Source organism: Psychrobacter aquaticus CMS 56, assembly GCF_000471625.1.
In the GTDB taxonomy this organism is placed as follows: Bacteria; Pseudomonadota; Gammaproteobacteria; order Pseudomonadales; family Moraxellaceae; genus Psychrobacter; species Psychrobacter aquaticus.
This window is the reverse complement of record NZ_AUSW01000014.1, coordinates 72,864-88,307: the sequence shown is the minus strand read 5'-3', so window position 1 is coordinate 88,307 and position 15,444 is coordinate 72,864. Positions and strand designations below refer to the sequence as shown.

Here is a 15,444-nt window from a genome sequence, read left to right as displayed (position 1 = left end):
CCTTGCTTAGGCTTTGACTGACGGACGTACGATAACATCGCCACCGGTGGCACCTGGGATAGCACCCTTGATGACAAGTAACCCTTTTTCGGCATCAACCGAAATCACTTCTAGGCCTTGAACAGTAACACGTTTGTTACCCATCTGACCCGCCATCTTTTTGCCTTTGAATACTTTACCTGGTGACTGGTTTTGACCAGTTGAACCATGCGCGCGATGAGACACTGAGTTACCATGAGTAGCATCTTGCATACTAAAGTTGTGACGCTTTACAGGACCTTGGAAACCTTTACCTTTACTGTTTCCTGTCACATCAACCATCTGACCTTGTTCGAACAAGTCAGCTAGGATTTCGCCACCAATTTCACGACCTTCAAGATCGCTCTCATTAGCACGGAATTCCCAAACACCACGGCCAGCTTTAACACCAGCTTTAGCGAAGTGACCTTTTTGTGCGGCTGTTACGCGGCTGTCACGACGGGTACCTGTGGTAATTTGGATGGCTTGGTAGCCATCTACATCAGTATTTTTCACTTGAGTGATACGGTTTGCATCAATCTCAACCACTGTCACAGGGATAGATGCACCTGTTTCAGTGAAGACACGGGTCATGCCGCATTTTTTACCGACTAAACCGATCGCCATTTTAGACCTCTTTATATCTTATATTAATGGGTTGGGTGTGTAATGTGCATTAACCCAAAGCAATTTGGACGTCAACACCCGCCGCTAAATCTAATTTCATTAGCGCATCCACAGTTTTGTCAGTAGGCTGAACGATATCAACCATACGCTTATGAGTACGGATTTCGTACTGGTCACGAGCGTCTTTATTAACGTGTGGTGAAGTTAGAACGTTGAAGCGCTCAATGCGAGTCGGCAACGGTACAGGACCACAAACTTGCGCACCGGTGCGCTTTGCAGTATCAACAATCTCTTGTGCAGATTGATCAATCAGACGATGATCAAAAGACTTAAGACGGATACGGATTCTCTGGTTAGCCATGCCAGCAAGCTCCTAATATGTGCTTTCATCATTCTTGCGTTGCAAGATCATGATCAAAAGCAGTTTGGTTAAATATTCACTTAAAGCGGCCTTCTGTTCTTAACCAGAATGAGTTCTTTATCCGAACTTATAGCGTGCCAAAAGTAAAATAGTTTAAAGCCCCGCCGACTCTCCTATAATGGATGTCAGCAAAGGCATAATGAAATAGTGCTAGAAACGATGCTCTAGCTGTAATAGCGCCAGCTTTTTTAGTCGGCTGCGCATATATAATTCAGTGGTGTATATTATACATAGTATTTTGTGCATTGCAAGAGCAATCTAAAAGCGCTTTAAAGTATTAGTCTCTGTATATTACTTCATTTACTTATGATAACTGTATTTAGACTCATTAATGAGGCGCAAAATATTAGTCTAAAACGATATCATATTGCTCTTGAGTATATAAATTTTCAACATCAAAAGTAATCACTCTACCCAGTAAGTACTCTAGGTCTGCCACGGTATCCGACTCTGACGTTAACAATAAATCAATGACAGCAGCATGAGCGACGACGGTGAATTTCTTTGGAGAGTTATACGTGCGAGCACAGCGCATAATCTCACGGAATATCTCAAAACAGACGGTCTCTGCCGTCTTTACAAAGCCGCGCCCTTGACACGTTGAGCATGGTTCACAAAGTTGCTGCCCTAAAGATTCACGTGTGCGTTTGCGTGTCATCTCTACCAAGCCCAGCTCACTCACTTGTGTGATTTTGGTCTTGGCATAATCCTGTGCCAGCTGTGATTGCAGACTCTCAAGCACATCGTCTTTGTGCTGTTGCTCCAACATATCAATAAAGTCTAGGATGATAATACCGCCTAGGTTACGCAGACGCAATTGACGGGCAATGGCATGAGTAGCTTCTAGATTGGTTTTATAAACAGTGTCCTCTAATGAACGCCCACCTACGAAAGAGCCTGTATTGACATCAATGGTAGTCATCGCTTCTGTTTGATCAATAATCAGATAACCACCCGACTTTAGGTCTACGCGGCGTTTTAGCGCATCACGCAAGTCATCTTCGACGCGGTGAACATCAAATAACGATTGCTCTGCGGTATAATGCACGATTCGATCATAGATAAACGGAACAAATTCTTTGGCAAAATATCTTATTTGTTCATAAATTTGTATATTGTCGATAACGACTTTTTCGGTATCAGAATGTACCAAATCACGAATGGAACGCAGCGGCAATGACAACTCTTGATAAATGAGCTCTGAGCTTTGATGATGGTTGATTTCTTGGCGACGAGCACAGATGGTACGCCAAAGTTGCAATAGGTAATAAATATCTTCTTCTAGCTTATCGACACAGACATGCTCTGCGGCGGTACGAGCAATGAGACCACCCTTTAGATTGACCGTCTGCATCAAACTGCTCAGCTCTGTTTTTAAACGAGTGCGCTCCTCTTCCCCATCAATGCGCTGTGATATGCCGATATGTTCACTCGATGGTAAATAAACCAAATAACGCGACGGCAGCGATATATTAGTGGTTAAGCGAGCCCCTTTACTACCCAACTGATCTTTGGTCACTTGTACTAAAATACGCTGGCTTTCGTGTAGACGATGTTGAATGAGCGTTTTGGAAATAGGCACAACCTCGGTACTTTGTGCACTAACCACAGGTGGTGCGACCGCTAAATTTTTGACTAAATCGTCTATAGCCTCGCTATTCTTATCAATATCTGTGGTGGTCGTTGTGTTTTTGCTTTCTGATACTGGACGAGGCTCACGTTGCATATCATTGACATGTAGAAATGCTGTCCGCGATTGACCGATATCAACAAATGCAGCCTGCATACCAGGTAAGACACGAACGACTGTCCCTAGATAGATATTGCCAACCAAACCCAATTTATGATGACGTTCAATATAAATCTCGCCCAAGATACCGTTGTCTAACACTGCGACTCGGGATTCCATTGGACTAATGTTAATCAGCAGCTCTTCGGACATAATATTTTTTCTCTTATCTCTCAGCTTTTTGTGAGGCGTTCGTCGCCTATTCTCTTGACAGTGTAACAAATGCCACTTGCTCTTGCCCATTATCCTACCGTGTCATTATGTGCAGAAAATAAGCAAATCGTCTCTAATGTACTGATAGCCGCTACATCCACCTATCTCATTTCTTTAATTAACGCCACTGTCTGCGCCAGAGGCAATCCCACGACATTGGTATAGCTGCCATTGATACGGCTAACCCAAGCAGCACCCAAACCTTGAATGCCATAACCACCCGCTTTATCGGCAGGTTCGCCACTGTCCCAATAGTCACTCATCATTGCTGCTGTCAGCGGAATAAAGGTCACTTCTGTGCGTTCAGTGATTTGCTGTTGTTTGACAACTTGTAACGTTTGCTTGTGGTTTGGTGTCTGAGCCAATTTGGGTCGTAATGCTACTTGGGTCGCCTGAACCGCCGTCCACACTTCGTGGACACTGTCAGACATTTGCTGCCACATGCTATAAGCGTGTTCGCGGTCCATTGGTTTTACGAGCACCGTCCTGCCATCTGGTAGCACTCCAATAGTGTCTGAGGTTAAAACAATAAGTGGTTCAGAAAAATTGTCTTTGTTCGTTTGAAGTAGATCATTTAACTGTTGTATCGCTGCTTTTGCTTTGGTAGCGACCATGCGCTCAATATAGTCTTTTGGCGATTCATTATCATACGGCGTTTCATCGATATCCACATTTAAGGTACTAAAATCCAGTTGCGCGCTTGCCAGTAACTCGCGACGGCGCGGTGAACTGGACGCTAAAATAATATCCATCGCTATTCTCTTAGTATATAAATTGAGGTGTTTTTTATTGCAAAATTTTGCAAATGGGCAAATCAAAGTAAGCTGTTAATGACAGTAACTGCTTTAAAAACTGTTGCTATAACAGTATCCATCATTAACGTACAAATTTTCGCAAAGTAAATAGTACCAGCGGCCAGCTTAGGATACTCATCAATAATGATAAGGCGGATTGGCCGATAAAGACGTTTTGGATAAACATCTGTAGTATCCATAAAATCAATTGAAAGACGACCAATCCAGAACTTGCGATTAACCATGCACTAAGGGTATTTAATTGTCTGACATAAATACTGGTGATTTTGATAAGAAATGCAACTATCACGGCAGCAAAGGCTTGCTGTCCCAAGTGAGTATCCATTAGCAAATCGGCAATAAGACCAATGGTAAATGCCGTAAAAACACCAACATAACGCGGCTGAAATAACAACCAAAAAGTCAGTACCATCATCATGACCATCGGCCGCAATGTTGCCATGCTAGGACTTAGTGGATAAACGTTAAGTGATGAAGCAACGACAAAACTGAGAATAATGGTAGCAATCAAAAGTACCGGTGCATTCTCAGAGTCAGGATACGACATGATTACTACCTTAGCGAGTGTTAACGGCGGCTATTAAAGCATGATTAAGCATTCATTAATAGGATAAGCGCTGTGGCTGAAGAAGTGTAGATAGGCTTGCTACGCTTGCTACTAGATAACTATGCGACTACTTGATCAACGCTCAGCGATAGCAAGGTTGTTTTTATTCACTAGCTTATCTTGGAGCACCAATACATAAGCATTATCGATAAAGTTTGCCGCTGGTGTCACTTCTATACTTCTAAAGTTAGCGGCCTGTACATCTTCAATCTTGGCGATACGGCCGACACGATAACCTGCTGGGATACGGCCACCCAATCCTGATGATACCAGCTCATCACCCACGCGCACGTCTGAGGTTTTGAAAACATAATCGAGACTCAATGACGTTGGTATGCCTTGCCCCGTCACGATAGCACGTTGGCCCGTACGTTTGACAGTAACTGCAACCGATTGCTGTTCATCGGTAATCAATAGCAATCGACTGGTATTGGGATAAACATTAATGATTTGTCCCAAAATACCTTTTTCATCAATGACCGTTTGTCCCACTTGTACCCCATCTTGCGCGCCTTTATTCAGCACCACAATCTGTCTGAGCAAATTGGTATCTGTGCCAATAACTTGTGCTAGATTCAGATCAAACTGCTCAGGCTTGGTGGTTGATAAAATACCTTGCAGACGCGCATTTTGTGCCAAGATATAGTCTTGCTGTTGCAGCTTAGCCTGCGCGTGAATCAACTGTGACTTTAGCTGTATGTTTTCGCGGCGCAATGCTTCTTTAGATTGCAAGCTGCCACTCACCCAATGCTTGGCATAGCTAGGTAACAATGACAACTCATAAATAGGCTGCATGGCTGCATGGCTGGTGTTGCGTACCGGATTAAACCATTGTGAGTTTTTGCTATCGAACCACATCAGTATCAAGGCTGCTATTAATACGATAACAGTCTTACGAAGTGATAATGGCTGGCGCGCAAAAATACTTGGGGTCATAAGTCGTCTAATTCAGAGGTTATAAAACAATCCATAGCCAATAATGGGTTCTGGCACTTACTAATGTGATTAAAGGCAGCGCGACGGGCTACCTTTAATTTTATATCTTTTTAGGCTGGCATTTTATGCTCATCATAATCTAGTACGGGTTTATTGGCCTGAGTCCGTATTAAATCAAAACAGTCTACACAAAAATCATATTTAGGCTTTTGTTGTTAATGAAATCAAGCGCGATACCACCGCCACGGCTGACACAAGTCAGTGGGTCTTCAGCGACAGTCACAGGTAAACCTGTCTCTCTCGAAATCAATTTGTCTAAATCACGTAATAGCGCACCGCCGCCAGTCAACACGATGCCGCGCTCAGCGATGTCTGATGACAGCTCTGGAGGTGTTTGCTCGAGTGCCGCTTTTACCGCGCTAACAATCCCACTCAACGGGTCGCTCAATGCTTTTTGCACTTCTTCTGATTTCACGATAAAGGTTTTTGGCACACCTTCTGCCATGCTACGACCACGCACTTCGACTTCTAGCTGACTGTCTTCATTTAAGGCAGAGCCCACTTCTTTTTTGATACGCTCAGCCGTCGTCTCACCAATGACACAACCATGCGTACGGCGTACATGCGTAATAATAGCTTCATCAAACATATCACCACCGATACGAATCGACTCTGCGTAGACGCAACCAGATAGCGCGATAACCGCAATCTCAGTCGTACCACCACCGATATCAACCACCATAGAGCCACTGGCTTCATGAACTGGTAAGCCCGCACCGATTGCCGCTGCCATTGGCTCTTCTAACAATAGTACTTTACTCGCGCCTGCTGACGATACTGCCTCACGAATCGCTTTACGCTCAACCAGCGTAGACTTACAAGGAACACAAACCACTACGTTAGGCTGCGCCATAAAACGCTTGGCTTTTACCTTACCAATAAAGTGCTTTAGCATTTTTTGCGTCACTTCAAAATCAGCAATCACGCCATCTTTTAGTGGGCGAATAGCCGTAATATTGGCAGGCGTACGACCAAGCATTTGCTTGGCATCAAGACCGACAGCAGCAACGGTCGGGTTTTGAGTGCGATTACTTCGTAGCGCCACCACCGTAGGCTCGTCAAGTACGACGCCTTTATTAGGAATAAAAATAAGGGTGTTCGCAGTACCGAGGTCGATAGCGATATTATTTGATAAAAATCCAAACAGGTTCATGACTAATATATCCAGCGTCTTACGAATGAGCGAATGAGATTGACTGAGGCGTTACTCGTCAGTGTTGAGCAGGTCGTCGATAGACACTACTTGTGGTGAAAGTTAAACTTCACAACAAGTCAAACCTAAGCAATAATGATGAAATGGTAAAACTGAGCTAAATTATACCGATTTAGCTCAAAAAAAACACAGATATTTGCATCAGTAAGCAAGGATTTTGGTCTTAAACGCTAAAAGTTGTTACAAAGTTTGAAATAGCAGCAACGACCATTCAACTCAATGAAACATCGTTTGATTCAATAACTAACAAGAGTCTACAGGCAGACAATGATTTTGCTTTACAGCAGGTGCATACTGTAACGTATTTCGTAACGTAATGGGTGAGCAATTGAGATTCAATCGTGAATTATACGGTCAATTTTGCAAATCCTTCTGTCTTGGTTGATATTGTGCATCAATCGAGTGTCACACTCTGTAAACTTGGGACAGATGCTTTATAATAAGACAATTCTATATCCCATTTTATTTTAGTACTTGCGTATTTTATTTTTCTTAGCCACCTACTCTAACAAAAACTGTCCTTAACTGGAGAAACTATGTCTCAGCAACCAGCAACGTCTGACAACACTGTCAGCCGTGAAGAAATCCTAGAAGTTGCCAATCTTGCACGCTTGGGTGTCGATGAAAGTACTGCCGATAGCTATGCTGGCGATATCAGTAAAGTATTAAAGCTTATGCACACCCTATCCAACGTGGATACCACAGACATCAAACCCCTCGCAAATATCCACGAAGCTTGCCAAGAGTTGCGTACTGACGTCGCCAACCACGATATCAATCGCGAGCGTAATCAGTCAGTCGCCCCGGCTGTCGAAGATGGTTTATATCTGGTGCCGCAAGTGATTGAATAGCCTGCCGATGCTATTGTTGCCTTTATCTCATTTTATTTTATGCTATTAACATTTTGACGGACGACACCTTATGTCTGAACTTCATTTATTAAGTACCGAGCAGCTGATTACTGGCCTGCAAGACAAACAGTTTAGCAGCGCGGAATTAACTGAACACTATATTAAGCGTATCGATGCACTAGATGGCAAGATCAATAGCTTTATCACTCATACCTCTGAGACCGCACGAGCGCAAGCAAAAGCGGCGGATGAGATGCGTAAGCAAGGCGATCAGCGCCCGTTATTAGGCGTACCGATGGCGCATAAAGACATCTTTTGTACTCAAGGCGTGCTGACCACTTGTGGCTCTAAAATGCTACATAATTTTGTCTCGCCTTATGACGCTACTATTGTCTCTAATATCGACAAAGCAGGCATGATTAGTTTAGGCAAGCTCAATATGGATGAGTTTGCGATGGGCTCAGACAACAGCAGCTCTTACTATGGCACGGTGCAAAACCCTTGGAACCTAGAACGTGTCCCTGGTGGCTCATCTGGTGGCAGTGCCGCCGCTGTCGCCGCAGGTTTTATCCCTGTCGCAACGGGCAGTGATACTGGCGGCTCTATTCGTCAACCTGCCTCATTTTGTGGTTTGACAGGTATCAAGCCGACATATGGCCGCGTGTCACGCTTTGGTATGATTGCTTATGCGTCAAGTCTTGACCAAGCAGGTAGCATGGGACGCAGTGCCAAAGACTGTGCGTATCTGTTGCAGCCAATGATCGGTCACGATCCACGTGATGCGACGTCTATTCAATACGAGAAGCCTGATTACATACAAGACCTTAACGACGCAGAAGCCGCCGCTGGTGATAAACCCTTCGACGGCTTGCGTATTGGCGTCGCTAAGGAATACTTTAGCAAAGGACTAGATACCGAGGTTGAGCAAGCAGTATGTGCCGCGTTGAAAAAATATGAAGAGCTGGGCGCAACGATTGTAGAGGTGAATATCACCGATCCTGAAATCACACTTGCAACTTATTACATGCTGGCACCAGCAGAAGCATCGTCCAACCTGTCACGCTTCGATGGTGTGCGCTTTGGTTATCGCTGTGAAAACCCAACCGACCTTATCGACCTATACACACGCTCACGTTCTGAAGGCTTTGGCCCTGAAGTACAGCGCCGTATCTTGACGGGAACTTATGCTCTCTCGGCTGGCTACTTTGATGCTTACTATACTAAAGCACAAAAAATACGCCGCTTAATTGTCAAAGACTTTGATGAAGCGTTTGCCAGCTGCGATGTGATTGCTAGTCCAACTGCACCGACGGCGGCTTACAAGCTCAGTGACAACCTTGACCCTGCAACGATGTACTTGGGTGACGTTTATACCATCGCGGTCAACCTAGCGGGTCTACCTGCTCTCAGTCAGCCAGTTGGCCTGACCTTGGAGGGCCTACCTATTGGATTGCAATTGATCGGTAAACATTGGCAAGAGAGTCAATTGCTCACGACTGCGCATCTGTTCCAGCAGCATACCGACCATCATTTACAACACTCTACCATCGCGAAGGAGACGGTATAATGAGTACAGCTACTACTGATAACAATGCCGTCCGCGAGCATACCGTGCGTAAAGAGCTATTCGTCGATGGCTATGAAGTGGTCATCGGTATCGAGATTCACTGCCAGCTCAATACTGAAAGTAAAATATTTTCAAGTGCTCCCACTGACTTCGGTCATGAGCCAAATAGCCAGGCCAGTATCGTCGATTTGGGTTTGCCTGGTGTGTTGCCAGTTCTAAATGCTGGTGTGGTTGATCGCGCCCTAAAATTCGGCATTGGTGTCAATGCTGAATTGGGTTTGTTTAATACATTTGACCGCAAAAATTACTTTTATCCTGACTTGCCGAAAGGCTACCAAATCACCCAAATGGCCAACCCGATCGTTGGCGAAGGGTACATCGATGTTGTGGTCAATGAAGGGGACAAGAACGAATATCCAAAACGTATGGGTATCACCCGCGCGCATTTAGAAGAAGACGCGGGCAAATCCATACATGATGCCATCGATGGTATGACTGGCGTCGATCTCAACCGTGCTGGCACGCCACTAATCGAAATCGTATCCGAGCCAGATATGCGCTCAGCCCATGAAGCGCTTGCTTATATTAAGGCCATCCATCAACTGGTCACGTGGCTCGGCATCTCAGATGCAGTCATGGCTGAAGGCTCATTCCGCTGTGACTGTAACGTCTCTGTGCGCCGGCCTGGCGATGAGCTTGGTACACGTACTGAATTAAAAAACTTGAACTCGTTCCGCTTTATCGAACGCGCGATCAATCGTGAAATCGAGCGTCAAATTGACATTATCGAAGAAGGTGGTAAGGTCGTGCAGGCAACGATGCTGTATGACCCAGAGCGTGATGAAACTCGTACCATGCGTACCAAAGAAGATGCTAACGACTATCGCTACTTCCCTGATCCTGACCTGCTGCCTGTGCGTATCGAGCAGCACACGGTTGACGCGATTAAAGCGGCCATGCCGGAGCTGCCAGTTGCTCGTCGTGCCCGCTTTGAAGAGGCGCTGGGTCTTTCAGAATATGACGCACGCATCCTGACGGGTAGTCGTCAACTTGCCGATTACTTCGAAGATGTCGTCGCTGATGTGGGCGAAACCCACGCAAAAATGGCTGGTAACTGGGTGATGGGCGAGCTACTGGGTGCCCTTAATAAGGACGATACGGACATCATTGATGCCCCTATCAGTGCCAAACAACTCTCAGGGCTACTTAAGCGTATCAATGATGACACGCTGTCGGGTAAAATGGCCAAAAAAGTCTTCACTGCGTTATATGAGCGTGAAGGCGGCGATGCTGATGATGCGGCAGATAAAATCATCGAAGAAAAAGGCCTCAAGCAAGAAACCGATACGGGTGCTATTAAGGCAATCGTTGAAGAGGTTATCGCTAAAAATGAAGCGATGGTTGAAGAGTATCGCGGCGGTAAAGAAAAAGCCTTTAATGGCTTGGTCGGACAGGTGATGAAAGCCAGTCGCGGTAGTGCCAACCCGCAGCAAGTCAACCAAATCCTAAAAGAGCTATTGGGTTAACTGCTACTAGGTTAATTGCTGATTGGTTATGCTGACTGTGATATGTCAATTAGGGTTATAGATTTTGGTTAAAATAAATAGCCCTTGCAATGTGCCAAATTTTGCGTAAAATAGTCAGTCATTCGGGGCGTAGCGCAGTCTGGTAGCGCACTACACTGGGGGTGTAGTGGTCGCAGGTTCAAATCCTGCCGTTCCGACCAAATATAATATTAGGGTAGACTGTCATTGACCGTCTGCCCTTTATTTTGGGCGTTTTTCAGGTTTTCACTACTTTGTAGGTGTATGGCGTTCCATAGAGAATGTTGGTATTGAGCAGTACCAACAATACCAACAATAGATAGACCCATGCCCCTAACCCATACCAGTATCAACAAGCTGACCCCTAGCCCCACCTCGATTGATACAAAACGACCTGACAAACACAGTGATGATAACGGGCTGCAATGATGGGTTCGTTATACGGGCATTAAGTCATGGATCAGCGCCTACCGCTGGCAAGGTAAACAGCAAACCCTCACTATTGGCACTTATCTAGTAATGAGCCTACAAAATGCACGCCAGCGCAATATTGAGACCAAAAGATTAATAGCTGATGGTATCAGCCTAAAAGACGATAAAAAAAAGACACAAGCTGACAAGAAAAACCAAATCACATACCATGCAATGCTGGCTTAAAACTTGCCGTGATCTTGCCGTTGCCTAGTTTTCGGAGTCCATAAAAAGAGCGACTTTATGGAGCAGTACGCGCACGCGCAAGGTAATTTCTTAATAAGTAACGAGGCAGTTTATTACAACAGTACGTGCACGGGTGTAGCGTATGCTTAGGCACGCGCTTGAAACTCTACTTTGACAAACCGAGCATCACTCACTTTACCTTGTAGAGAGTTAAAGCGTACGTATATACCGTTGCTGTCTTTTGTGGCGTACCAGTACTCGCCATTGTCTATATATATTTCAAAAAACTTCTTGTTCACGATATTACCAACTGTATAAATCTGTCCTTCTACAAAAAAAGCATTGCCATTCGTACACATTAATTGATCACCAGTATTTATCATACTTTGCTCCCTGTGTTTTAGACTACAAATGTCTATAAAATGCCTAGATTTCTTATAACATACAATAGCCAAAGGCATGGTCGGTAGAAAGTCTTTACTAAACGGTAAGTGGGGGATAACAAACATAACTATTGTAGGTTTTTCATAGGATCTAACTACTACACATAGCTAATGCAACTGTGGCAGCGACCCGATGCACGTTTGCAAGTAGTAAGACACCGTTTAGGCGGGCATGATGGACTATATCAACCACATAAAACTGCGATAAACGCCTAACTCATAACATAGCCCATGTAAGCCGTAGCGTCCGTTACGGCTCAATACACTACATGGAGCTAAACAAATGACTCACCTAAACCAGAACTCGCAACAGCCACCTGAAAACCAACTCAGCAAAACACAAAGTTGGCAGCGTTTTTTACTTAAAACGATGCTTGGTGTTTTATTGCCCTACCTACTCTCACCGCCTGATATCAGCATCTATATTTATCACATTACTATTGCCCTTCCTCATAACGACAGCGTGCGCACTGCCCTGACTGATACTTACCATAACTAGACTTTTAGTAGGTGAACCGTTAGGGTAAAAGCTTTACCATTAGATGATTTATCTTATGTCCGAGACACTTGCTCAGTCTGACTTGATCCTTACAAGTGACACACGTTGGAATGCATACCAGCGACCTTATGTGCGCGATTTGGCTTATGTGCTGGCATGCCCCAACGTCTTGACACAGTGGCTAGACTTTGCGCTGCATCAAAACACACATGAGGTTGCCATACATAGCGCCAGCTTTTGGCAACAGCAGTTTGACGCGTATCGACAACGCCTAGCAGAGCTGGATACCACCAATGCCTATCAGGTACTCACCCGCTATTTATTAAAAAGACCCAGTCCGAACCGTTTGGGGTTTCACTTCGAAGGATTATTATCATTTTGGTTAGAGGATGGTTTTGCGCGTAAGCTGCATCCATACGAAACGTTGGCTAACAACGTACAACTGTACAATGGCAAACAGACGACGGGCGAGCTAGATTTGATTTTGTACAATCATGAAGAGAAGCTTGTCGAACATTGGGAGCTGGCCATTAAGTTTTTTATGGGATCAGCGCCTTTTGCGCCTGAGAATTGGGTTGGGATTAACTCCAAAGACAATTTGCAGCGTAAAATGACGCATATGCAAACCAAGCAGTTCCGGTCAGTCTGGGTAGATACTGAAAATCATGGGCAAGTCAAAATCGATAAGCGTTATGGGATAATAAAAGGACGGTTCTTTCTACCTATTAATAGCACAGATTTTGCTTATCCTGACTGGCTAGCACCAAGCTTTCCCATGCACGAATGGTGCGATAAGTACGACACGAGCACTCTCGCGATGCTTGACATCAATGCTTTGCGCGCTGCTCATTATATTGAATGGTTTAGCAAACGCAGCTTTTATGACAGCTATGATAGGCGGCAAGCACCCCTTGTCTGCTTTGACAATGAGACATTAAAGACAGGATTGTACTTCGAAGGCGATAGACCAATTGTCATTTATCCTAAACAGCTCGATAGCACTCAAGACAAGTTTTAAAAAGCGATAGTAAAATCCTTAATACGTTTCAATCACTTGCATCAGCTCATATCTGAGCATATCCGCACTGGGCATGCGCTCGGCATGAAAACGAACGATGGCAATACCGGCACTAGCAAGAGCCTTATCTTTTTTGTCATCGGCTTTTTGGCGTGCTTTACTACTATGCGTCCAGTCGTCAAGCTCGATAGCCAGTAGCGTGGTCTGTGAATCTACGTCAACGATGACATAATCGACGCTTTGACGACAGATGCGATTGAACCAAAAGCTACGCTCAGAGGTCTCGTCACTGTTGGCTTCGATAATTCGTGACAGCTGAACTTGAACAAAGATATGATATTCTGGCAGGGCATTTTTTAATTTTTTAAAAAAGATCACCTCGGTATCAGTCATAATTGGCATTGGCGCGAATGGCCAAATGTCCAAATCATCGCCGCGCACAGCTTTTGGCTCAGGCTCAATATATTGACGCTTACGCTTTGATAATAATTTTGGTAACGTAATCAGCCCCAAAAAGCCAACCGCCAACATTAAAAATATAACGCCAAATGACATGGTTTTACCTTATACAATATGAGAATGATTGGCTATATGTCATGACCTATCAAGGTCATCACTAGTCAATCACAACAGGGCAGCCCTTGCAGACTGACAGGTTATAAAAAAGAGAAAATAAAATGCTGCTCATCGTAACCAAACATGCGCCAATCAGCAAACGATAAAACAAAAAACACGACAATAGATGTCGTGTTTAGTAAGAAAAATAGAAGACTAAACAAATATAAATAAACAAAATTATTTATTTAGAAAGCTTTTAACCAAAGCGACCTAGACCGCCTTTTAGCGCCAGTAAAGTACCCAAGCACTGGTCGTATTTACCTTGGGATCGCTATTGATTTTGTCTTTTAAGGCTAAGGCGGCCACTTTACCACGTTCAGGGCCTACAATGACTCGAACACCACGACTGGTAGCACTAGTCTTAACCTGATAGCCTGCTGATTGGAATTTTTTTGCCAATTCATCCGCTTTACCTTGGTCATTTGCCAATGCCACTTGCACCCCAAAGCTGCCTTTGGCGTCTGTTTCTTTGACTTCTTTACGAGCGTCACTGAGTTTTTGCTGAGCGTCACGTTTCGCATCTGTCGACTTCTTGGCCAGCGCTTCTTCTTTTTGACGCTTTTCTTCACGCACTTGCTCAGCAGCCGCTGCTTCACGCTCTAAACGCTGCACCTGCTTACGTGAAGGGATAGTAATGTTTTGCCCCAACTGTAACGATGTCGATGGCGACATATCATTCGCCTGCGCCAACACTTCTACTGGCATATTGTACTGCCTTGCTAGTTTAATGAGCCCGTCACCTCTTTTGACTTGATAGTCAGAAGGCGACGTTGGCGGCTCTTTTTTTGCTGCTTCAGCATTTTCTCGATTTTTCTCAGCCTGTGCTTGCTGCTTCTTATCCTCTGCTTGCTTTTTTGCTTTGGCTTCTTGTAATGCCTCATCTGCTGCTTTAATCAGTTTCTCAGTATCTTGCGCCTCTTTGCTTTTGACATCACTTTCTGTATTTTTTTCGGTTTCTACCTCAGCATTTTGCTCATTCGTTGAAGCAATATTTTCTACATACTGCTGACTTTCGGCACGGGCTTTTGCTAATGCTTGTGCTTCAGCAGTTTCTTGTTCTGTTAAAAACTGCTGAGCGAGCCTTTCTTGTTCTGCCACGCGAGCCGCGCGCTCTTTTTGTTTTTGCGCTAAGATACGCTTTTCAGTCTCGATATCAGTGGTCAGTGGCTGCGGAGACTCTTGCTCGGTACTTGGCTTATCGATCATCGCTGACGTTGATTGCGGCTTATTACTGTCACCAATTTGTTGTACCATGGCGTATAGCATCACGCTACCGCCTAGAATCATCCCAATGCCCAATAAGGCTTGTCTCGAAAAGTTCATCCGTTTACGTCTCTTAGTTGGTGATAAGGTTGATTGAGCGGCGCGGTTGCGGTCTCAAAACTATGCCATAAATAGCATCGATAATCAGTCATTGTCGCCGATTGCCTTCATTATGTGTCAATTATATGCTATCTGTCTAAATCACTTTGATTATAAAGCATATTTTTCACGCTGTCTGCCATCGTGCTATCACTAAGATTAACAGTAAACAAACCCAGTTTTGGT

General features: G+C 44.5%; 16 protein-coding genes, 1 tRNA gene and 1 pseudogene. 7 read left to right on the top strand and 11 right to left on the bottom strand.

Annotated elements, in window-relative coordinates:
* Window positions 1-6: 6 nt before the first annotated feature.
* The 7 genes from rplC to M917_RS03350 all read right to left on the bottom strand — a co-directional run bounded on the left by rplC (window position 7) and on the right by M917_RS03350 (window position 6,648).
* On the bottom strand, window positions 7-645 hold the full coding sequence (gene rplC / locus M917_RS03380) for a 50S ribosomal protein L3 (RefSeq protein ID WP_021813368.1): 639 nt from the start codon (window positions 643-645) through the stop codon (window positions 7-9).
* Between the two features lie 49 nt (window positions 646-694).
* A complete protein-coding gene (gene rpsJ, locus M917_RS03375) occupies window positions 695-1,006 on the bottom strand; it encodes a 30S ribosomal protein S10 (protein ID WP_010196670.1) in 312 nt (103 codons plus the stop codon).
* Window positions 1,007-1,412: 406 nt separating this feature from the next.
* Window positions 1,413-3,008, bottom strand: coding sequence for an Rne/Rng family ribonuclease (locus M917_RS03370; protein WP_021813366.1), 1,596 nt, complete (start codon window positions 3,006-3,008; stop codon window positions 1,413-1,415).
* A 161-nt stretch (window positions 3,009-3,169) separates the two neighbouring features.
* Window positions 3,170-3,820: a Maf family protein gene (locus M917_RS03365; protein ID WP_021813365.1), complete on the bottom strand. Its 651-nt coding sequence runs from the start codon at window positions 3,818-3,820 to the stop codon at window positions 3,170-3,172.
* Window positions 3,821-3,944: 124 nt separating this feature from the next.
* A complete protein-coding gene (gene mreD / locus M917_RS03360) occupies window positions 3,945-4,430 on the bottom strand; it encodes a rod shape-determining protein MreD (RefSeq protein ID WP_021813364.1) in 486 nt (161 codons plus the stop codon).
* Between the two features lie 135 nt (window positions 4,431-4,565).
* The gene (gene mreC / locus M917_RS03355; RefSeq protein WP_021813363.1) at window positions 4,566-5,426 is read right to left on the bottom strand and encodes a rod shape-determining protein MreC; all 861 of its coding nucleotides are present in this window, start codon (window positions 5,424-5,426) and stop codon (window positions 4,566-4,568) included.
* Window positions 5,427-5,610: 184 nt separating this feature from the next.
* Window positions 5,611-6,648, bottom strand: coding sequence for a rod shape-determining protein (locus M917_RS03350; RefSeq protein WP_040641831.1), 1,038 nt, complete (start codon window positions 6,646-6,648; stop codon window positions 5,611-5,613).
* Between the two features lie 587 nt (window positions 6,649-7,235).
* Here M917_RS03350 and gatC point away from each other — a divergent pair.
* From gatC to M917_RS03330, 4 genes are all read left to right on the top strand, one after another.
* Window positions 7,236-7,550 (top strand): Asp-tRNA(Asn)/Glu-tRNA(Gln) amidotransferase subunit GatC, encoded by a 315-nt coding sequence (gatC, locus tag M917_RS03345; RefSeq protein WP_021813361.1) that lies wholly within the window; start codon window positions 7,236-7,238, stop codon window positions 7,548-7,550.
* A gap of 70 nt (window positions 7,551-7,620) precedes the next feature.
* Window positions 7,621-9,117, top strand: a complete 1,497-nt coding sequence (gatA, locus tag M917_RS03340; RefSeq protein ID WP_021813360.1) for an Asp-tRNA(Asn)/Glu-tRNA(Gln) amidotransferase subunit GatA — start codon at window positions 7,621-7,623, stop codon at window positions 9,115-9,117.
* Window positions 9,117-10,643, top strand: a complete 1,527-nt coding sequence (gene gatB, locus M917_RS03335; RefSeq protein ID WP_021813359.1) for an Asp-tRNA(Asn)/Glu-tRNA(Gln) amidotransferase subunit GatB — start codon at window positions 9,117-9,119, stop codon at window positions 10,641-10,643. The genes gatA and gatB overlap by 1 nt, the downstream gene beginning before the upstream one ends.
* Window positions 10,644-10,766: 123 nt before the next feature.
* A tRNA-Pro gene (locus M917_RS03330) sits at window positions 10,767-10,843 on the top strand.
* 9 nt (window positions 10,844-10,852) lie between these two features.
* Here the strand turns inward: M917_RS03330 and M917_RS14185 are convergent.
* The gene (locus tag M917_RS14185) at window positions 10,853-10,990 is read right to left on the bottom strand and encodes a hypothetical protein (protein ID WP_021813358.1); all 138 of its coding nucleotides are present in this window, start codon (window positions 10,988-10,990) and stop codon (window positions 10,853-10,855) included.
* Between the two features lie 115 nt (window positions 10,991-11,105).
* On the opposite strand from M917_RS14185, the pseudogene M917_RS14590 reads away from it, so the two are divergent.
* Window positions 11,106-11,318: pseudogene (locus M917_RS14590) on the top strand (Arm DNA-binding domain-containing protein); the annotation flags it as partial.
* Window positions 11,319-11,464: 146 nt separating this feature from the next.
* Here the strand turns inward: M917_RS14590 and M917_RS03325 are convergent.
* Window positions 11,465-11,701, bottom strand: coding sequence for a hypothetical protein (locus M917_RS03325; RefSeq protein ID WP_021813356.1), 237 nt, complete (start codon window positions 11,699-11,701; stop codon window positions 11,465-11,467).
* A gap of 343 nt (window positions 11,702-12,044) precedes the next feature.
* Between M917_RS03325 and M917_RS03320 the strand changes: the two genes are divergently transcribed.
* Both M917_RS03320 and M917_RS03315 read left to right on the top strand, forming a co-directional pair.
* Entirely contained in the window at window positions 12,045-12,260 is a 216-nt protein-coding gene (locus M917_RS03320) for a hypothetical protein (protein ID WP_021813355.1), read from the top strand.
* Window positions 12,261-12,315: 55 nt separating this feature from the next.
* Window positions 12,316-13,278, top strand: a complete 963-nt coding sequence (locus M917_RS03315) for a DUF1853 family protein (protein ID WP_021813354.1) — start codon at window positions 12,316-12,318, stop codon at window positions 13,276-13,278.
* An 18-nt stretch (window positions 13,279-13,296) separates the two neighbouring features.
* Here the strand turns inward: M917_RS03315 and M917_RS03310 are convergent, their stop codons facing one another.
* Together M917_RS03310 and M917_RS03305 are read right to left on the bottom strand one after the other, a co-directional pair.
* Window positions 13,297-13,833 (bottom strand): DUF2726 domain-containing protein, encoded by a 537-nt coding sequence (locus M917_RS03310; RefSeq protein WP_021813353.1) that lies wholly within the window; start codon window positions 13,831-13,833, stop codon window positions 13,297-13,299.
* A 285-nt stretch (window positions 13,834-14,118) separates the two neighbouring features.
* Complete coding sequence (locus tag M917_RS03305; RefSeq protein WP_021813352.1) at window positions 14,119-15,219, bottom strand: SPOR domain-containing protein; 1,101 nt, start codon at window positions 15,217-15,219, stop codon at window positions 14,119-14,121.
* Window positions 15,220-15,444 lie beyond the last annotated feature (225 nt).